Source organism: Xanthomonas sp. AC360, assembly GCF_979258225.1.
Genome location: NZ_OZ409846.1, coordinates 339454 through 359785 on the forward strand (window position 1 = coordinate 339454; position 20332 = coordinate 359785).

The following is a 20332-nucleotide window of genomic DNA, read 5'->3' on the forward strand; positions in this document are numbered from 1 at the left end:
ACTGGCTCTAAGCTAGCCACGCAGCACGCCTGATTGCCAAGGAACGACATTGCACAGCACCGCCACCCAACCGATGAGCCGCGCCCAAGCGCTGGCGATCGCACGCGCTTTTTTGCCCAAGCATCCGCTCGGCAACCGCTACGATTACTACTACACGCAAGCCAAGCTGCGCACCGACCCGTTGTATCCCGGTGTGCTGGCCGAGCTGCGCAGCACCACTGCGCCGGTGCTGGATCTGGGCTGCGGGCTGGGCTTGCTGGCGCATGCATTGCGTGCCGATGGCCAGGCGCTGGCGTATCACGGAGTGGATGTGGATGCCTCCAAGATCCGCCGCGCGCAGCACATCGCGCAACGCTCGCATCTGGGCAATACCAAGTTCGAGGTGGTCGATCTGAGCATCGCGTGGCCGCAGCATCAGGGCAGCGTCACCATTCTGGACGTGCTGCAATATCTGCAGTCGGACATGCAGGCCAGCCTGCTGCGCAGCGTGGCGCAGATGCTCACGCCCGGTGCCAAGCTGGTGATTCGCAGTGCATTGGGCGATGCCAGCGGCCGTGGACGCACCAGTCGCGTGACCGACGTGCTGGCGCATCTGAGCGGCTGGATGCAGCGCATGCCGCGCAGCTACCCGACCCGCGACAGCCTGCAGGCCCACCTGGATGCGGCCGGCCTGCGCGCAACCTTTGCGCCGCTGTACGGCAACACGCCGTTCAACAACTGGTTGATCGTGGCCGAACCGCGCTGAGCACTGCCGTCTTGGCGACAGCGGTGCAAGCAGATGCGCCGTCTGCATGCACCGTCTCCATCGCTGACGTGCGCACGCGACACACGCAACGTGCTGCCTGGAACTCCCTTGGCTCCGACTTCGTAGCGATTGCCTTCCAGCAGGGCGAGATAGCAGCCACCACGGTCGCGGTTGTTCCGTTGTTTGAAGATGCCGGTGTAGCTGACCTACAGCGCATGGCGATCGTGCAGATCGAACATCAGACCGGCGTAGAGCCTGGTGCGGCTGCGGCGCTCGGACGAATTTGCCGACACAAGCTGATGGGTGTTTTTCCAGTCGGTATCGCTGTCAATACGCAGGCGCATCGCCTACCCGCCTTCGCCCGCAACGGCCTCGGCGAAAACGGCCGCGCAGGCCGTGCCTGGTAAGCCGCGCGCGATGCCGCGCATTCGCCCGGGATAGCCGTCGCGTGCAGCGGCGGAAACGGCCTTGGAGGACGGTCGTCGCATGGTGTCGACTGTAGGATGTCGACTGCATGGTCAGCGATGCTGACGCAGCGCCTCTGCTGCGCGGCTGACACGCGACTGCCGTCTGTCCGCCATCGCTACGCCTGCGCGAACAGCCGTGGCATGATCGCGCCCTCACACGCCGGCCGTCCTACGGCACGGGATGCCGGGACAACAAGGGGATGTCTCGTATCGGTGTGGATCGGACTTTTTGCCCACCATGGGGCGCTCGCGGAAGGGGCCGCAGGCGTAGGTGTGCCGAATGGACATTGGCTGCATTCGAGCGAGGATGGCGAGGATGTTCAGGATCTGGTTGTTCGGTTCGGTTTCCGTTGCCCAGGACGAAGGACGCGCAGTTGCGGTCTCCGGACGTTGCGGCAGTCTGCTGGCCTATCTGGCCATCGGCCAGCATCGGTATTTCAGTCGTAGCGAGCTCATTGCCAGCCTGTGGCCCGAACGCGATGCCGGCGCGACGGCGGGATCGTTCAATACCGCCCTGTGGCGCCTGCGCCGCATCGTCGAATCCCCGCCACTGGATCACGGCGATCTGATCGTGTGCGACCGGCGCGGCGCGATCGGCCTGGATGGCCCGATGGACGTCTGGCTCGATGTCGCCGAATTCAGCAAGGACATCGCGCCAGGCCTGAGCAAGCCACCCGAGCAGATGACCGAGGCGGAAATCGCCGGACTGGAACGCGGCGTCGCGCTGTACCGCTCCGACATCCTGATGGATGTCTCCGACGATTGGGCGCTGCGCGAACGCGAAAAACATCGCCGCAGTTATCTCAACGCGCTCTGGCGCCTGGTTCAGATCGCCACGATCCGGCGCGACTACAGCGAAGGAATCCGGCATGCACAAGCGATTCTGGACAGCGACGCGCTGCGCGAAGATGTGCACCGCGCACTGATGCAATTGTTCGTACTCAACGGACAACGCGCACATGCCTTATGCCAGTTCGAGCGCTGCCGCGAGCTGTTGCGGCGCGAGCTGGCGATCCAACCGATGCGCGAGACGATGACGCTCTATCACCGCATTGCCGACGGTGCCATCGGGACCAGCGTAGAAGAAGCGGTGCCTGCACCTGCTGCACGCCCCTTCCCGTTTGCCGACAGCGCCGGCCAGCACGCACAGATGCTGATCGAAAACGCACGTCGTGGCCTGGCCGCGGCAGATGCGCAACTGCAATTGAGCCTGCAGTTTCTGGAACCCTGAGTTCTCCAACGCTGGAGGATGCCGCGCTGCGCGATGCCGAGCGCGTAGGTATGTGCGCGTTCGTTGCGGTGCCGCGCTGCTGCAACCAGCCAGGTCCATCGCGCGCAGCGGCCTTGCTGCACCATCGGCGAGCCCGGCGCATGGCGTACGAAGTACGGCCTGCCGCATAAGGCGAATGCCGCTGTGCCGGCGTGCGACCCGACCGAGGTGCCGCTGCTACGCGATGCGCGCGACCGACCCTCTCTGCAACCGGCGCTGCCGACTGGGATACCTACTGGGATACCGGCTGGAGCCACAGTGGCGACTAGCTGGTGACGCGCCATCGCTTCCCCATGCTGTCCCTTTTCCAACCCGTACGCGCCCCGGCAACCAGGCGTGTGGACCGACGCTGCCTGCGCTGCACGTCGCGATGCATCACTGCTGCATCACACAGGAAGACGGCGCGGTGACTCACCGGTGATCTGGCGGTGATGCATCGGTGATGCAGGCGGCCTAGCGTGAATCCACCTCACCCGGAGCGCGGGCATGGCACTGCTGGAGGACCGAACCGCCGCCTTCATCGTCCGGGTTTGGGGAGAGCGTGGCGATGGCGACGACACGGTACGGGAATGGCGCGGCTCGATCGAGCACGTGCAATCCGGCGAACGCACGTTCTTCCGTCATCTCGAGCAGGCCATGAGTTTCATGCAAGCCCATCTGGAGAGTATCGGCATCGACACCCAGCAACGCTTCTGGGAACACATCGCGACCGACATCGACAGCGCACCGAATCCCACTGCAGCTCTGCCCGCTTCTCCCGTCTCCACGCCACCGCCGCACGCCGCTCTTCCACCCCGCAAGCGCCGCTAGGAGTTCCGTATGGCCCGCATCCGCGCCACCCGCGACAGCGTCAACGACCGCTTCAATGTGCTGAGCTTCAGCGTGCGCAGCGACACCCCGCTGTTCGAGATCGGGCTGGCCACCGACCCGGAGTTGCTCAAGCCGGAAAACCGCGCCCGCCGCACCTCGCGCACGTTCTTTTCCAGTCTTGTGCAGCCCGGCACCAAGGGGCGCGATGCGATGTATCTGGTACCGCCGAGTGTGGTTGCGCGCTTTGTCGGGCAGCCGCGGTTGTACTTCGGTTTGGCGACCTACAGCGAACGCGACCGCGCGCGGCCGATCGAGGTGCAGATGCCCGATCGCGGCAATATGTACGTCTCGCTGTCCGGGCTGACCGAACGCAGCCTGCGACGTACCGCGCGTAGCGATGGCAACAACGGCTACGGCGGCGACAGCGCGTCGCTGGCATGGGGCGCCGATGCGGTGGTCGGCGCGGCGCCCGCGGCGGCGGTTGCGCCGGCCAGCGATCCGGGCCGCGGCGGCTACAGCGATGGGTACTCGGATGAGCTGTGGCAAACCCCTGCCTCCGCAACGCCGCCCGCGCAAACCACGCCGGCCGCCACCGTGTCACCAGAGGCATCAACGCCGGTCGCGTCCCCATCGCCCGATGCCGCAGCAGCAACCGCAGCCGCGCAGAGCTGGCGCCCGGCATCGCAGGCGGTGCCGACGCTGCGCTCGGCGCCAGTTGTGCGCGCGCCGTCTTCGACGCAGACGCCACGTCATGGCTCGGCCCCAGTCAACGCACTGCGCGTGATCGATCAATACGACAGCCCCACAACGTTGGGCGAAGCGCTGCTGGCGCAGCTGGCGTTCTTTGCCAGCAGTGCGCGCTGGGTGTTTGGCGTCGTCAATACCACCGTTGCGCCCTACAGCGCGATCTGCCAGGTGCGACGTCTTAATGACAGCGATGAAGGAGAACCGGCGGGCACCGCATTCTTCATCGCGCCGCGTCTGCTATTGACCGCCGCCCACGTAGTAGATGGCAAGCGTGCGCTGATCATCGTGCCCGGCAAACACGATGCAGGAACAACCACCGAAAGCGAGCCGTTCGGGCGCTTTCAGGTCACTTCGGATGCATGGGTCATCCATCCCGGATACAACGCATCCCAACGCGATTTCGATATGGCACTGATTCGCGTGCCGGAGGCCAACGCGGTTGCCTACCCGCAGTACTTCGACATTCTGGAAGAACTGACCCAATCGCGCGAAGAACAGATCGTCGTGAGCGGCTATGCAGCGCGTTCGCTCGATAGCAGCACTGCAGGCACCGTGGTCAATGCCGTTATCGACCCGGATCGCCAGCATATGCACGGCGGGCGTATCCGCCAGCTCCCGACAGACGACACGTTTGCCTACGATGTGCAGTCGTTGGGCGGTACCAGCGGCTCGCCGGTGTACTACATCGACACCACCGAGGCACCGCGTGCCCACGTAGTCGGCGTGCATGTGGCCCAACATGACGCGACGACCAATCTCGGTTGCCGCATGACTGACGCAAAGCTGGCCTGGATCCGCCAGCAAGCACTGGACTGGAGCCAGGCGGTCAGCTTCTCGCTGGGCGTACAGGACTCGCAGAATGGCGCCACGCCGCGCCGGTCTGGCTCCGCCGCGCAGACCGGGCAGGCAATGTCCCCACCGCATGCGCGACCCGCACCACCACGCAGCACAACCAACGCGCGCGCACTGATCATCGGGCCGGACGATGTGGAACGCGCCCAGCGCTACGCGCCGCAGTGGGCCGACCTGTTCAACTGGCGCGCACCGGCCGCGGTGGAACAGGCCGTCAGCGCACGCGGGATGTCGGTTCAACGCATCGCAGATGCACAGGGTGAACTCAGCCTGGACCGTTATGAAGTGCGTTGCGAGCGTCTGCCCGATGGTTGGAGCGGTCCTGAGGTTCTCGAACACCTACGACTGCATCTCAACGATTTTGTCGATACCGCCTACAGCGAATTCATCCCGTACGACAGCGGTGTGGACGACATTCGATGGGAGTCGTCCACTCCCGTCGGCACCGTCTTCAAAGTCAATATCGGTGGTCCCGACAATGCGTCGGTTGTCGTAAGCCTGGTAGAGCCGACGCGTTGGCGTTTCACCACCGTGCATACCGAGTGGTCCGGTGATCATCCAGTGAGCGGTCACCGCGAATTTGGAATCCGCGATGACAACGGCACCACCGTGTTCTACACCCGTGGTGCCGACCGCTGGACCGGTGGACCGGGCGCGTTTATCGGCTTTTTTGCTGCCGACCGGCTCTGGAAGAGCTTCCAGGACAAGCTCGTTAGCTGGCTGATGGCGGGCGATGGCGGCGGCAGCGCCAGCGCGCCTGCCCCCTTCAGCGAACGCTTCCATCCGGAGGTGGTGCGCATCCTCTACCCGACCACTGCGCAGTCGTTGTCCACGCGTTCGCTGAGCGATGCGCCCGTCCACGAATACGACGTGCCCTTGATCGCGCAACCGGACAAGCGCGCCTGCTGGGCGGCGGCGATGGCAATGCTGTTGTCGTATCGGCGCCACGCGTCGATCGACCCGGAAACGCTGGCCAACGAGGTTGGCACCACCCTGTCGACGTCCTATAGCTTCGAGTTACTGGACGCTGTCAGACAGCGCTACGGCTTTAACGCCATCGAACAACCTTCCAACACCAGCCTGTACCACACGCCGCAACAGTGGGCGGACTGGCTGAACCGGCATGGCCCGCTATGGGTGGTCATCGTGGGTGCGCCGCATGCGGTGGTGCTCAGCGGTATCTCTGGCGATCTGGCCGATCCGTCGAGCGCAATCGTCAACATTCTCAATCCCTGGGATACCCGGCAGACCTTCGACAACGATCCGGTCGTCTTCAACCCACCCAATCAAGGCTATGCCGACTGGTTGCCGTTCCAGGAATTTGCAAGCGCATTCGGTGAAATGGCTGCCGACGACTATGGCGACTGGCGTGTGCTGTACCTACCGGCAGCGAGCACGCACGCCGCATCGCTTGGCGGTGCTCGGTTGCGCCTGGCCAGGCCGCCAGCGGCGGTGCGCGCGCAGGCATTGGAGACAGCGTCTGTCACCGGCGAACAGCGCGAGCCAGTGACGCCCAGCCGGGTGGCCGGTACCCGCATGAGTGTGGTGCGCGGCAGTGCGGGCGCTTGTCGCTGGAGCCTCGACCAGCTGGAAGGCCGCAAGCCTGCCGTGTCCACGCCGATCGATTCCGGCAACGCCGCCATCGATGTCCGTCTTGTGCTCGACGACTGGCCGGCGTTGGAGGGTGCAGCGACTCCGCTGCCAATCACGCTGGAGTTTGTTGCCGATCACGGCAGCGTCGGCGAGGTTCGCATCACCGCCGGCACACCGCCCCTGCTGAGCCATGGCGTCGAGGTGACGGCGCGTATCGAGGATGCGGATGCGGTGAGCGGTGTTGCGGCGCTGGCCGTCATCGTGGACTACCGCTTCAGCGGGCTCGCACAGGGCAACCCGCAGGCACGGATCGCCTTGCGTCTGCTCGGCGATGGGCGGCATGAGCGCAGCAATACCTGGGTCGCGCAACCGGCCGACGCCGTGGTCGCGGGCTGAGCGGGTCATGAGCGCTCCAGGCCACCGCAACCTGATCTTTCCGCAGCGCCCCACTGCGGCGGCAGCGCGTGCGCTGGCCGGACCGACCGCGGCAACGCCGTCGGCTGGCGAAGCAACGGCAACGGCCACGGTCAAGCCTCAGGCGACCGAGACCATCGCGCGACGTACCGGTGCGATGGTCAATGAGGTGGATTTTCCGGGCTTTGTCGCGCAACTGGTGCATGGCACGTTCGACGCCATCGTGGATGCGTCGATCCGCCAGATGGAAAGTTATTCCAGCATGGTGGCAGCGGTGTCCAAGACGGTGGATCAGTTCACCGAGGACAACGTCTCGCTCAATCAGGCGCGCGATTGGCTGGCCACGCACTATCCCGGCGATATCGTCTTGCTGCTCCCCGATGGCGGCGCGCGCACCGTGCCGGAGCTGGTGCCACGCACGACCGGCAGCCAACCATTATGGCTGGCCGACTATGGGCTGGCCGACGAGGAACTCACCGCCGAATTGCTCGAACAGCGCGTGCTGCCGCAGGTGCGGTTGAAGGTCGGCAGCGAACGTCAGCAACTGCTGGCAACGATGGTGCTGCTGGGCATGAACCGGGTGGTGGTGCGCGATGGCAGCATCAGCAGCAAGGTGATGTTTCGCGCCGCCGCACAAGATGTGGCCAAGGTCGGCTATGCCACCGGCAGCGATCCCGCACAGGCAGACAATTGGGGCGAGCGCGGCTCCTCCAGTTATGCCGGGCAGACCTCGACCATGGTGTCGACATTGCAGGTCAATGCACAGAACGAATCGAACGTGCGCGCCGATCTGTTCGGCGAGGTCAAGCTCAATTTCGTCAGCGAGACATTGCCGCTGGAGCGCCTGGCAGATGCCGCCAAGGTGGCGCTGGTGCAACGCAACGCACCCGCCATGCGTGCCGCCGCCGGCAACCTCGCGCCCGCCGCGGCGGCACCGGCGGCACCATCGCCTGCTGAAGGAGCGGTGTGATGTTGCGCGAACTGTCCGGATTGCTGGAAGAACTGCACGCTGGCCTGGTGGCGATCGAAGACCGCGCCGGCATGCAGTTAACGCATGTGGAAATGCGGCTGCCGCTGGAGCTGCGCCCGATCCTGCGCGACGGTGGTTGCCGCCTGCTGGCCGATGTGCCGCGCAGCTTCGCCATCAATCACTGGAACGCTGCGCCGTCGCTGCTGCATGTGGTCTGGCAGCTGGGAAAACAGTCATGAGCGCGCAATTGCCCCCGTTGCTGCAAACCCTCGGCGTTCCATTGGACCTGTTCATCCAGGCATTGACCGAGCAATTGGACAAGGCGCAGGCCGCGATGACGATCAAGGCACGTGTGGGCAAATTGCCGCTGACCTTTGCGGTGAAAGACGTGACGCTGGACTTGCGCGTGTTCGTGCAGATGCTCGACGACGATGTCTATCTGCGCCCGGCGGGTCCCGGCGAAAGCGAAGCCAGTACCGTGCGGCTGGCGTTGACCACGATCACCAAACCGATGATCGAAGAGAATGCGGCAGATTTCCGCGCCGACGAATCCGAATTCAGTCTCAAGACCGCGCTTGGCGACCAGTTCTCCGATGAGGAACAACGCCAGCTCGAACGGATCGGCGTGCGCACCGTTACCCAGCTCAACGAGCTCAAGGAAACCGCGGGCGCCGATGTCATCGCACGGCTGTCGCGGATGCCGGTCAATCGCCTGCAACAGGCGCTGCTACGTGCCGCCGCACCGCGTGTGACGCGTGTGCAGGCGAGCGATGGCGCTGGCAACAGCGGCACGCGTGTGCACCTGAGCGCACCGGGACTGCGCAGCGGCAGACTACCGCTGGTGCGTGCGGCGGGAATCGACATTCCCATCGTCTCGTCCGATGACGGACAGCTGGTGCTGGCACCGTTGGCCAGCCAACTCGGCTGCGATGCGCAGCTGGACTTCGAGGATGGGCGCAGCGCCTGCGTGCCATTGCGCGCAGGCAGTCTTGGTCAATGGAGTGCGCAGACATGACCGCCTCACATCACGCCGCCTTGCTGCCACGCCGCCTGCTGCTGACGCTGCGACTAGGCGAAGTGCCCGAGCATCTGCCGGGGCTGCGTGCGGTGCAAGGCTACGGCACACCGATGAGCGACGCGGTGGACCACGGGCCGATCGACCGGCTGTTGCGTCACCACGGCGATGCCTTCCGCGCGGTGCGTCTGCATAGCGCGCGCCTGGGCCGCCAGCAAAGCCGCCGCAGTGGCGCACAGCGCTTCGATGCCATCGAACAACTGAGTGGCGTCGCGCGGGTCTTGCGGGTGGAATTACGCGATGGCGCCCGGCTGCCTGCGCTGTTGCGGGCGTTGGCCGAGATCCCGGTCGTGGAGCGGGTCGGTGCCGATTATCTGAGCAGCACCCCGCGCACGCTTGCGGGCCCGGCAGCGCACCTGGCCGCACACGAGAGCTGGGCGCAACAGGCCATTCGTCTGCCGCAGGCCTTGCAACTGGAACCAGGCGATCCGGCGGTGCTGATCGGCCTTGCCGACACCGGCGTGGCGCTGCAGCACCCCGAACTGGCCGGACACTTGCGCGCAGGATTCGACAGCGTGGATCTGGACCCGGCAACGGTCGGCGGGTTGTCGCTGGTCGGCGACTATCGCCGTGCCGGCGAACGTCCGCAGGACGAAGTAGGCCATGGCACCGGCTGTGCCGGCATCCTGGTGGCCAGCGGCCGCCAGATCGCCCCCGGTGGCGCAGGCGCATGCGGACTCACCCCGGCACGCGTGCTGGGCGCCGCGCTGGAGGCTGGCGATCGCCGCGTCGGCGTCGGTGCGTTGGACAACATCGATGCCGGCATGAAGCGTCTGATCGATCTGGGCGTGAAGGTCATCAACATGAGCTTCGGCACGCCGGAATCGGCATTGCTGCCGGATGCGCCCGCACCGCATGAAGAGACCGTGCGCTACGCGCTGGCACGTGGCGTGGTGCTGGTGGCCGCCAGCGGCAACTCCGGGCTGCATGAGCGGTTTTATCCCGCTGCACACGACGGCGTGATCGCCGTGGGCGGTATCGATGCGCACCTGGTGCCCGCCAGCTTCAGCACGCGCGGTGCGCACGTTGCCCTGTGCGCGCCGGGACGCGACATCCGCACCTGTGCCTTGGACGGCTACCAGAGCGCGTCGGGTACCAGCTTTGCCGCTCCCTTCGTGGCGGCGGCGTGCGGCTTGCTCGCAGCGCGCGCGCAACGCCGCGCCTGGCCACTGGATGGCGCAACCGCCCGTCAATTGCTGTGCGATAGCGCGCGCCCGTTTGGCGGTGCCGGCGTCGCCGACTGCGGTGCCGGCGTGCTCGATGCGCATGCCGCGCTCCGCGCGCTCGATGCCTATCTGGACCTGCAACTGCGCGACGAAGACAGCGCAGCCGATTCCCCCACCGTCCCGGCGTCGTCCACGCCGGTGGCGGCCTGACCTCCCACCCGCTGCCGAGGAACGTTCGATGGCGACCCAGCGCACTACCAAGAAGTCCACCCCTAAGACGGTCGCCCCGGCAGCCAAACCACGCTCCAACGGTCGCAGCAAGGCGGCCGCGGCCAGCAGCACCGCCTCCAGCAAATCTCCTTCACCCAAACCGTCCGATCCCGGAGTGAACACCATGAATCGCATCCTGCTGGTCGATCTCGGCGAGCGCGAAACCAAGAAGCGCCAGGAACTGCGTGCACGCCGCCAGGTGCTGCAGACCATCGACAAGACTGCCGACACCAGCGGCGGGCTCAGTCCGCGGCAACTCGACGAACTGGCGCAGATCAAGACCAAGCTGTCCAGCGACGTGGTGGTCGATCCGTTCTACCAGCTGGTGACTGCGACCCAGCAACAGAAGGACTGGAACAAACTTGCCTGTGCGACGGAAAACGTCCACAAATACGGCCTGATCGGCTCGCAACGCTCGCCCAAGGAATTACGCGGCCCGCTTGGCTGCGACGAGCGCGAAATCATCGGCATCTGCGGGCTGCTGCAGCTCGATGGTTACACCGACGCCAGTCTGCGCGGATTCGTGCAACGCGTCAGCGCCGCACAAGGCGAGTACCGCGAAAACCGCGCCTTGTTCGACGCCGCCTTCGAGCTGCTGGTGCCGCGTTACCAGGTCACCATCCAGTCGCAGATCGCCTCCGGGCTGATCGATGCGGACATCGTCGGTTGCGAGTGGCCCGACGACAATCCCGAAGACCGACGCGACCGCTACAGCACCGACACCGATTTCCGACCTTCCGCAAAAGACACCGTCTGCGCATTGAGTTCGCGCAATCTCGCCGCCACCGTGCGCCGGCTTGCCAGCAACGGCATCGGTGCCGACAACGCCTGGCTGGCCAGTCATCTGCAGAACGGGTACGAGATGCAGACCGGCGTGGTGGCCGGCGCGCCCCCGTCGGCGATGGAAATCATCCTGCCCGATCTGGAAGATTCCACCGATGTGGAAATCGTGCGTGAGAATCTCAACGCGGTGCAGGCGATCTACTTTGCCTACATGCTGGAAGAGACGCGGATGCCGCAGGTGGTGGAACGCATCGTCGAATTGTTCCGCAGCGGCATGTTGCCGCTGGGACGCGGCAAAGCCGGCGATTATCTGTTCCGTTACTACAAGACGGCCGCCGAACGCATCACCGAAGGCGAGCGCCGCGACCTGTACATGCGCTGCTTCGGCGCACCTGGTGGCGACCCGAACGGAAACGAACCCAATCGCGAATTCAACGAGCTGTGGTTGCGCTTCCTGTCGGCGGTGTCTTCGTTCGGACGCCAACTGAGTGTGGACCGCATGCTGCGCACCAACGTACCGGTGGCGGTCTCGCAGGAGCAGGTGCGCAAGGCCGCACGCGATCTGGGCGCCAGCCTGTCGCGCAGCGGCTACGGCATCGCCTACTTCGCTGCCACCGAGTTGCAGCAGATGATCCTGGAATACCGCGACCTGCTGAGCGACCCGGAAGTGCGTGGCGCGTTCGGCGCACGCGACATGTGGCAGGTGATCGACCAGGTCAACGCCAATTACCTGGGTGGCCCGCGCAATACCAGCCGCTTCCGTACCCAGGCCCGCGCCGGTGCGGTGATCATTCGCTGGATCGCCAATACGCGACAACGCCTGGAAGGCCGCTATGGCGAAGTCATTTCGATCAGCGCACTCACCAACCCGCAGCTACGCGGCAGCGACCAACCCACCGTCGATCCCACCGATTGGGATCTGCTGCAGGCGTGCGAACAATGGCTTGCGGTGGGCGGCGTACAGGACAACAGCGTCGAGCAGTACGCACAACCAGCCGAATCGCCGGTGATTACCAGCCGTCCGATCGAGATGCCGCAGGCCGCGCGCGATCTACTCAACCAGGCGGGCATCAGCCTGCCCGGTCTGTAAGGAGCACGCGCATGCGCACTCATGACGATCGCCCGCAGGCGGTCAAACATCTGGTCCGTCAATCGCTGCGTTCGGCGGCCAAGGCGCTGGGCACCCGAGACCCGTTGCCCTACGTCGATGGCTTGATCGACCGCACCTTCTACCTGCCCGACGACGATGTGTCGTACGCACGCAACTCGCTCACACCCGGTGCGGTGCCCTACGAACCCTCGTTTTCCGAATCCGAACCCAACCTGCTGCGCTTCACCATCGAACCGTTGGGCCCGGAGGCCTCACCGGTCGCACGACGCGATGAAGCCACCCGCGAAGCACGCAGGTTGATCGCTCCGATCTTCGGCCAGGATGCCTTGCGCTGGTTCGACAGGCGCAGCGAAGCATGGCGCGGCTTCGGCGGCTTGAGCTGGATGAACTACGGCGCCTGGTTCGGTAGCGCGTTCGATCAGGATGGGCTCTACGCCACCAAGATCTACTACGAGCTGCTGCCCAATCAGATCGATGCCTTGGCGCCCGCGTTGTCGCGCTTGACCAGGCTGGCCTGCGACGAACTGCCCGGACTGGTGCCGATCTTCACCTCGATCGGCTGCAAGCGCGATACCGGTAGTCAGCGGGTGACGTTCTTGCATCGCGGGGCATTGGCGGTGAATGGACTGGGCCCGTTGATGAACCGGCTTGGCATCGGCCATCAATTGCCGGGGTTGATGCGCGTGGTTGGTGTCGCCCTGGGTGGGCGGTTCGAACTGCCGGCCGGTGGCGTGCTGATCGGCCTGCGCGATGCGCCCGATGGTGCGGAGTTGAAACTGGAAGTCCTGCTCGCTGCCATTCCGGACCTGCCGGCGCGTTTTCTGGATCTGCTCAAACTCGGCCTGGCCGAGCGCCCCCGGCAACTGGCTGCGCTGGCGCGCTGGCTGGATGCCTTCGGCATGGACGATGCCGAGCAACAAGGGCATTTCTCCGTGCTCAGTATCCGGGTGACGCCGAATTCGCCCGCACGCATCAGCCTGTACGTACGACCGATCGAGTTCGAAATGCGCGAAGCCATCGAAGACGCGCGCGCCCTGCAGTGAGTCGCATCACCTATCGCCTTTCCACCGCCCCCCTGTCGTGCAGGAGTTGCCATGAGTGCCATTTTTCCCGCAGCCGGATCCAGCGCGCGCACGGCCACACCGCCTGGCAACCGCGAAACACACGACGCCGCACGCCTGGCCGTACGTCAGTTGCTGGAACGCAGCGACGCGTTTCATGAGCTGCCTGCCGACAAGCGCGCAGTGTTGGCGAAGGGGCTGGTGCAGATCGGCGCCTATCTCGCCGAACCTGATGGCGTACGCCTGAAACAGCAGAGCGCGCCCGTGCGCGCGATGGCGGGCGAAGATTCCACGCCCCTGAAACAGGAAGACCAGCCAGAGTTCGGACAGGCCCTGAAGACCGGCGTACAGCAGGCCGGCGCATTGATGGCAGCGGTCAATTTCCCCACCTTCGTCTCGGGGCTGATCAATGGTGTGTTCCACTCCATCGTCACCTCGTCGATCGAACAGATGGAGGCGTATGCCAAGTTGGTCGCCGACGTGTCCAAAAGCCTGAATCAATTTCGCGACGACAACACCACCCAGAATCAGGGCCGCGATCATCTGGTGGAACAGTTTCCTGACATTTTTCAGCTGCAGATGGGAGACGATGCCTTCGGCGATTTCGGTGGCAGCAGCGACACCGGTGCGCCACCGCAACCGCGCGTGGTGATGCGTCAGGATGTCGACGAACGCGCCGCCATCGCACGCGTCAATCAATCGCTGCCGCTGGACAAACCGGTCACCACACTCAACGACGATCTGGTCGAAGCGGTATTGGTGCCCGCTGCACGTACCCAGATCGCCACCGGCCGCCAGCAGTTACTGGCCACGCTGGTGATGCTGGGCATCAACCGCATCGTGGTCACCGACGGGCGCATCTCGGCCAAGGTGCTGTACGACTTCCAGGCGCGCGACGACAGCCGCTATCGCTACAGTGCCAGCAAGATGGATCACCAGAAGGATATATTCGGCAACGTGCAGAAAACGCGCGGTTACGAAGGCGATTACGACTACAAGAGCGATGGCGGCACCTCTAGCCAGAGTGCCGACGGCTCCAGCGACAAGCGCGATGGCAGCTATTACGCCAAGGGCAGCTACAAGTACAACGAACAGCCCATCATCAAGATGATGAGCACCTCGCAATTGCAGAGCGATTCTTCGCTGCAAGCCAAGGCAAGCCTGGCAGGACAAGTCGAGGTGAACTTCAAGAGCGATTACCTGCCGCTGGAAAAACTGGCCAATCCCGAGTCGATTGCGGCGATCCAGATGAATGCGCAACCGGGCATGGTGAAATCGTTGGCCACCAACCGCCCTGGCAGTAACACCGCTGCTGCGCCCTCCGCTCCACCTGCGGCATGACCTGGGATCACCACTGCCATGCATGCACTTGCCACAGACAGTTTCAGTGCGACCTCCGGTCATCCCGCCTGGCTCGACGACGACACCCTGGCGGCCGTGCGGCCGCAGGTGCGACGCCTGCTGGAATCCTCGCCTGGCTTCCGCCAGTTGCCAGTGGCCGAGCAGCAGGAAATGGCACGCAATATGGTGCGCGTTGCGTCCTACATGTCCAACCCCGACGGACTGGCAAAACAGGAGCTCTCCACCGATGGCGGCATCCTTGCGCGCGATACGCCGCCAAGCGCGCGCGCACTCGCCGACCCCGTTGGCCAGGCCAAAAACAAGGCATCCGACAAGATCGGTACGTTTGCCGGTAGCGACTTCACTGCCGCCTCGGTGGAACAAGGCGGCGACAACTTCAAGAAGTACATCGGCTCGGTCGATTTTCCTGCCTTCGTCGGCGGGTTGATCCAGAACGTGTTCCAGGCCATCGTCGATGCCTCCATCCAGCAGATGAATGCCTACGGCGAATTGCTCAAGTCGGTGGCGCAAACGGTGGATCAATTCGCTACCGACAACATCAGCATGAACAATGCGCGCGACTGGCTGGTGGAACGCTTTCCGGAGGCGCTGACCATCGAGACCGATGGCGATGCCGGCCCGCGCGTGGGCGTGCGCGACGAAGATCAGGCAGGCGCGGTACTGACGCAGATGAAGGACGACATGCAGCTGGCCCAGCCCATCACCGACCTGTCCGACCCGGAGCAGGAAACACGCCTGGTGCAAGGCGCGCGGTTGCAGATGGCACGCAGCCGCCAACAGCTGCTCTCGTCGATGGTGATCCTGGGCATCAACCGCATCGTGGTGACCGATGGCGCGATCAATGCCAAGGTGGTGTTCGACTTCCGTGCATCCGACTCTGCGCAGCGCACCGCGGGCGCTTCGTTGTACGACACGCAATCCAGCTACAACCGCCGCAAATCCGGCGCCGGCATCAACCTGGGCTGGGGGGCTGCCGGCACCGTCAACACCAATGTGCAGCGACACATGACCACGGTGCAATCCTCGGTCAACGAAGAGTCGTCCTCGGATCAGGAGATGAAAGCAAAACTGACCGGCGAGGTGCGGGTGAACTTCAAATCCGATTACTTCCCGATGGAAAAACTGGCCTCGCCCGGCATGATCGCCAGCATCCAGGGCAATGCCACGCCGTTCAACCCGAATCCGCCGCCGGCCGCTGGTCGTCCTGCCGCCGCACCGGCCGTCTGAGGAATCGCCGCATGCGCCCGCCCTCTGCACCCCGCATCGCTGCAGCCTGGCCGCATCCCTACGCGACCTTGCTGCAGGCGCTGGCCTTGGCACAGGCAAACGTGGCGGTGCACGACGCGGCGCTGGCCCGCACATTGGCCGAACTGGGCGAGATCGACCTGCCGCCCGGCGCACCGAATGCGCAGGATCGCCCGCGCCTGCTGGCAGTTGCACCACTGTATTTTGCCGCTGCGCTGGAACGGGCTGGGGTTTTGCCCGCTGCCGAGCAAATCGCCGCGCTGTTTGCCAGCGGCGCGATCACCCAGCCGCTCGGGCCTGGCACGCAATCGCTGGCCACGTTCTGGCGCAGCCGCCGCGAACGACTCAGCGCGGCCGAGCGCAATGCGATCTTCCAGCGCGTTTTCGAACAACCGCATTTCGATCGTCTGATGCAGGCGTTATGCACTGCGATCGTCGCCGAGGCAGATGGCCGCGACATGCGCGAAGACGTCGCCCTGGCCGCCACCGCGCAGGCGATGGGCGAGTTTCTGTCGCAGCGTGCCGATGCGATGGCGGCGATGGCCGCGCGTGAGATCGTGGACAATCTCAACGCTGCGTTGGGCATGCTGCGCGACCGCCAACTGCAACTGGCCTTCGGCGTGCAGTCGCTGTGGATGTTGATCGGCGTGGCCAATCCCGGCACTGCGCACTCACAGGCCTTCGCCGAGCAGGGGCGCAACGGCCAGCAGGTGCTGGCATGGCTGGCCGCACAGGACCTGGCCATGCCGCTCGGTCTGGAGGCCGCACGCGCCGAAGATGGCGCAGTGATGGCGGCGGCGCAGCGCTGGTTGCTGTCGCTTCCGCAGTCGGCGGCCTAGGCCTGGAGGCCCCGTCATGCCTGCCGCCCGCATCCTGCCGCCGATCTCGCTCACCGCATCGCGCATGCCGCCAGGGCATGCGCCGCAGCCCTGGGTTCGCGCCGCCGTGCGCGAGGTGCTCGAACGCGCGCCTCACTACCAGGCACTGACACCGCACGACCGTCAGGCGCTGGCACGCTCCATGGTGACCGTGTCGGCGTTGGCAGCCGATCTGCTTGCCGAGGAACATGCCGCCGATCAACAGATCGCTCGGACCGCGCCGGCGGTATTGGCGCGCGCGCAAGAGCAGCAACCCGCATTCGGCGACGCTGCGCAGCGGATTGCCGACACCACGCGCGGCGTGCTCAACGCGGTGTCGTTTCCACGCCTTGTCACCGATCTGATCAACGGCGTGTTTCGCGCGATGCTCGACTCCAACGCCCAGCAAATGCAGCAATACGTCGAACTGCTGGGCGCCGTTTCGGCGTCGGCCAGCGGTTTCGAGCGCACCCAATTCGGTCTCGCGCAGGTTCGCCAGTGGGTGGCAGAGCATTTTCCCGAAGCGATCGAATACGACGCACCGGATCCAGCCGACATGCCCGACCCGGACGAACAGGACCAACAGCGGCTCCGCCTGCGTTCCGGCGCCAGCATGCCGGTGGCCGATGACATCCGCGCAACGCTGGGTCTGGCCGACGACGAATCGGTGGACGCCTCCAACCCGGAGCAGCTGGTTCCACTGGCACGCCGTTACCTGGCCCGCCAGCGCCAGCAGATGCTGGCCACGATGGTGGCGATGGGCATGCAGCGCATCGTGGTGGACAGCGGCCGCATCAATGCCGCGATGCGTTTTCATATCGATACGCGCAGTGCCGCCAATGAAGACCGCGGCAGCCAGTTCAGCATGCAGAACCGCGTCAAGGCTTCGGGGAAATTCGGGATGGGCGCGTGGGGCGCGAGTGCGGAGATCGAGAACAACATCGGCTATGTCTCCACCCAGCGCTCGCAGCGCACCGAAGAAATGAATACCGATCTGGATCTGAGCTCTTCGGTGGAACTGAACTTCCACAGCGATTATCTGCCGCTCAACCAGATGGCCGCGCAAGCGCAGGCGGATCGCATTCGCAGCGCCACCTTGAATCCCTCTGCGGACATCCCCGACCCCAGCGCGGCGCGTACGGCGCGCCTGCAGGCGCAGCTCACCGGCGAGCGCGAACGGCGCAGCGGCATGGATGCCGCGATCGCCGGCAGCACCGCGCCACGCCCGGCAAGCCCGTCGCCGCCCAATGCCACACCCGCGCCTGCGGCGGCGCGCCCGCCACCTACCGCACCGACAGCACCGCCTGCGGCTGCCGCACGCAGCCCTGCCGCGGCTGCGCCGAGTGCTGCAGTTGCCAGGGCAGGCGGCAGTCGTGCACCAACCGGAGCAAGCGCAGCGAGCGGCATGCCGGCCGGTCGCCAGTCGCCCACACCCGCGTCCAGCACAACCACGCCTGCCGCAACGGCGACGCGCCCGGCTCCAGCAGCAGCGGCACCCAGCGCCTGATCCAGCGCCATGCAGATGAGGCTACGCCACGCTTGATCCGGTTCAACGCCATCGCATCAACAGCAGCGCCCCGCAAAAGCGCCGTACCACCGCACCCTTACGCGAAGGCAGGCCATCGTCACCGCCACCGCCACCGCCACCGCTGAATCTGAGGATGTCGCTCAGCTAGGAACTGTGAGAGTCGTTGCAACTGCTCGACGCCCTGGCCATCGGCACGATTCCCACCAGCCCACGCACCCGCATCGCCTCCAGCACGCCACGCAGGATGGTCAGGTTATGGCCGTGCGCGGCGCCTTCGTGCAGCAGCACGATCGCGCCGGGGCGCAGGTCGCGCACGATCCGCGCCACAGTGGCGTCCGGTTCGCAGCGCACGCCGTCGAAGCCGCGCGCACTCCAGGCCACGCGGGTCAGCCCGTGCGCACGCAGCGGCGAGGCGACGAAGGGGTTGGTCATGCCGACCACCGAGCGGTACAGCCGCGGCGCCTGCCCAGTGATACTGGCCAGGGTGCGCTGCGCCAGGCCGATTTCCTGCGCCATACGGCGCGGCCCCAACGCCCAGAACCAGGCCTGCGGATGGGTATGGCTGTGGTTGCCGATGCCGTGCCCGCGGCGCACGATCTCGCGCACCAGCTCCGGCCGCTGCTCGGCACGCGCACCGACCACAAAGAAGGTGGCCTTGGCATCGTAGGCATCGAGCAATTCGAGCATGGCCGGGGTGTCGTCGGACGGGCCATCGTCGATGGTCAGCCAGACCTGCGGCGCGTGACCGGGCAGCCGCGCCACCACCGGCGCGTACAAGCGTGCGCGCGGCAGGAAGACCGGCACCACGAATACCGCATGCGACAGCAGCAGCGCAGGCAGGCCCCAGGCCCAGCCCAGATGCCACCACAGCACCGCCACCGCCACCTGCGAGAGGGCAAACAAGCCCACCCAGCGGTAGGGGTGGGAGGGGATGCGATACAGCGTTTCCGGCGTGGTCATGCCGCATGATGCCACGCGGCGTAGAATGCCCAGTCTCCACGCTCTCACCGAAGTGCTGCCATGTCCCTCGACCCCGCCCTGCGTTCCCGTATCGATACGCTGCTGCAATCCAGCCGCGTGGTGCTCTTCATGAAAGGCCAGCCCAGCATGCCGCAGTGCGGTTTTTCGGCCAAGGCAATCGGCGTGCTGGACGGACTGGGCATCGACTATGCCCACGTCAACGTGCTGGCCGACCAGGAGATCCGCGAGGGCATCAAGGCGTACGGCGACTGGCCCACCATTCCGCAGCTGTACGTGGATGGCGAGTTGATCGGCGGCAGCGACATCATTTTGCAGATGGCCGACAGCGGCGAGCTGAGTACGATGCTCGGCCTGCAGGCGCCGGATCGCAGCCCGCCGAAGATCACCATCACCCCGGCCGCGGTGGACATGCTCAAGGGCGCGCTGGCCGATGCCCCGGATGCGTCGCTGACGCTGGCCATCGATGCGAATTTCCAGCCGAACTTCCAGCTGGCGCCGACCAACCCGAACGCCATCGCGGCCGAATCCAACGGCCTGCGCGTGCAGTTCGACCTGGCCAGCGCGCGCCGCGCCGACGGCATCACCATCGACTGGGTGGACGACATCCGTGGCCGTGGCCTGGCCATCGACAATCCCAACGCGCCCAAGCCGGTGCAGGAGCTGTCGGTGCGCGATGCCGACGACCGCCTCAAGGCCGGCAGCCTGACCCTGGTGGATGTCCGTCCTGCCGACGAACGTGCACTGGCGACGGTCAACGCACCGTTCCGCACCCTGGATGCGCACGAGCGCCTGGCGATCGAGCAACTGCCCAAGGACACCCCGCTGGCGTTCCTGTGCCATCGCGGCGGGCGCAGCCTGCAGGCGGCCGAGCATTTCCGCGGCCTGGGCTTCAGCAACGTCTACAACGTCACCGGCGGCATCGACGCCTGGTCGGACGAGGTGGACAACGGCGTGGCGAAATACTGAGCGCGGCCAGGCGCGCCACGCACCACTGCATACCGAAACGGGCGCTCCTTGGAGCGTCC

Annotated in this window: 17 protein-coding genes; 16 read left to right on the forward strand and 1 reads right to left on the reverse strand. The window is 65.6% G+C overall.

Features of this window, described 5'->3' with window-relative positions:
- Positions 1 to 73: 73 nt before the first annotated feature.
- The 15 genes from ACZZ0O_RS01350 (at position 74) to ACZZ0O_RS01420 (ending at position 18305) form a co-directional block, all read left to right on the forward strand.
- The gene (locus tag ACZZ0O_RS01350) at positions 74 to 745 is read left to right on the forward strand and encodes a class I SAM-dependent methyltransferase (protein WP_055850271.1); all 672 of its coding nucleotides are present in this window, start codon (positions 74 to 76) and stop codon (positions 743 to 745) included.
- A gap of 23 nt (positions 746 to 768) precedes the next feature.
- Positions 769 to 1152, forward strand: coding sequence for a hypothetical protein (locus ACZZ0O_RS01355; RefSeq protein ID WP_463602858.1), 384 nt, complete (start codon positions 769 to 771; stop codon positions 1150 to 1152).
- Between the two features lie 376 nt (positions 1153 to 1528).
- Entirely contained in the window at positions 1529 to 2443 is a 915-nt protein-coding gene (locus ACZZ0O_RS01360) for an AfsR/SARP family transcriptional regulator (protein ID WP_463592014.1), read from the forward strand.
- A gap of 525 nt (positions 2444 to 2968) precedes the next feature.
- Entirely contained in the window at positions 2969 to 3292 is a 324-nt protein-coding gene (locus ACZZ0O_RS01365) for a hypothetical protein (protein WP_463592015.1), read from the forward strand.
- Positions 3293 to 3301: 9 nt separating this feature from the next.
- Positions 3302 to 6880 carry a papain-like cysteine protease family protein gene (locus ACZZ0O_RS01370; protein WP_463592016.1) on the forward strand — a complete coding sequence of 1193 codons (3579 nt, stop codon included), beginning with the start codon at positions 3302 to 3304 and terminating at the stop codon, positions 6878 to 6880.
- Positions 6881 to 6887: 7 nt separating this feature from the next.
- The gene (locus tag ACZZ0O_RS01375) at positions 6888 to 7868 is read left to right on the forward strand and encodes a hypothetical protein (RefSeq protein ID WP_463592017.1); all 981 of its coding nucleotides are present in this window, start codon (positions 6888 to 6890) and stop codon (positions 7866 to 7868) included.
- On the forward strand, positions 7868 to 8107 hold the full coding sequence (locus ACZZ0O_RS01380) for a hypothetical protein (RefSeq protein WP_463592018.1): 240 nt from the start codon (positions 7868 to 7870) through the stop codon (positions 8105 to 8107). Before ACZZ0O_RS01375 ends, ACZZ0O_RS01380 begins: the two co-directional genes overlap by 1 nt.
- Entirely contained in the window at positions 8104 to 8883 is a 780-nt protein-coding gene (locus tag ACZZ0O_RS01385; RefSeq protein WP_463592019.1) for a hypothetical protein, read from the forward strand. The genes ACZZ0O_RS01380 and ACZZ0O_RS01385 overlap by 4 nt, the downstream gene beginning before the upstream one ends.
- Positions 8880 to 10319, forward strand: a complete 1440-nt coding sequence (locus ACZZ0O_RS01390; protein WP_463592020.1) for a S8 family peptidase — start codon at positions 8880 to 8882, stop codon at positions 10317 to 10319. Before ACZZ0O_RS01385 ends, ACZZ0O_RS01390 begins: the two co-directional genes overlap by 4 nt.
- A gap of 28 nt (positions 10320 to 10347) precedes the next feature.
- Complete coding sequence (locus ACZZ0O_RS01395; RefSeq protein WP_153066888.1) at positions 10348 to 12252, forward strand: hypothetical protein; 1905 nt, start codon at positions 10348 to 10350, stop codon at positions 12250 to 12252.
- Positions 12253 to 12263: 11 nt separating this feature from the next.
- Complete coding sequence (locus tag ACZZ0O_RS01400; protein ID WP_323537748.1) at positions 12264 to 13316, forward strand: hypothetical protein; 1053 nt, start codon at positions 12264 to 12266, stop codon at positions 13314 to 13316.
- A 51-nt stretch (positions 13317 to 13367) separates the two neighbouring features.
- Entirely contained in the window at positions 13368 to 14675 is a 1308-nt protein-coding gene (locus tag ACZZ0O_RS01405; RefSeq protein WP_115513867.1) for a hypothetical protein, read from the forward strand.
- A gap of 18 nt (positions 14676 to 14693) precedes the next feature.
- A complete protein-coding gene (locus tag ACZZ0O_RS01410) occupies positions 14694 to 15923 on the forward strand; it encodes a hypothetical protein (protein WP_055848299.1) in 1230 nt (409 codons plus the stop codon).
- Positions 15924 to 15934: 11 nt separating this feature from the next.
- A complete protein-coding gene (locus ACZZ0O_RS01415) occupies positions 15935 to 16780 on the forward strand; it encodes a hypothetical protein (protein WP_463592021.1) in 846 nt (281 codons plus the stop codon).
- 16 nt (positions 16781 to 16796) lie between these two features.
- A complete protein-coding gene (locus tag ACZZ0O_RS01420) occupies positions 16797 to 18305 on the forward strand; it encodes a hypothetical protein (RefSeq protein WP_463592022.1) in 1509 nt (502 codons plus the stop codon).
- A gap of 165 nt (positions 18306 to 18470) precedes the next feature.
- Here the strand turns inward: ACZZ0O_RS01420 and ACZZ0O_RS01425 are convergent, their stop codons facing one another.
- Entirely contained in the window at positions 18471 to 19286 is an 816-nt protein-coding gene (locus ACZZ0O_RS01425) for a polysaccharide deacetylase family protein (protein ID WP_463592023.1), read from the reverse strand.
- Between the two features lie 60 nt (positions 19287 to 19346).
- Here ACZZ0O_RS01425 and grxD point away from each other — a divergent pair, with 60 nt between their 5' ends.
- Positions 19347 to 20273 carry a Grx4 family monothiol glutaredoxin gene (gene grxD, locus ACZZ0O_RS01430; RefSeq protein WP_055848291.1) on the forward strand — a complete coding sequence of 309 codons (927 nt, stop codon included), beginning with the start codon at positions 19347 to 19349 and terminating at the stop codon, positions 20271 to 20273.
- Positions 20274 to 20332: the final 59 nt, after the last annotated feature.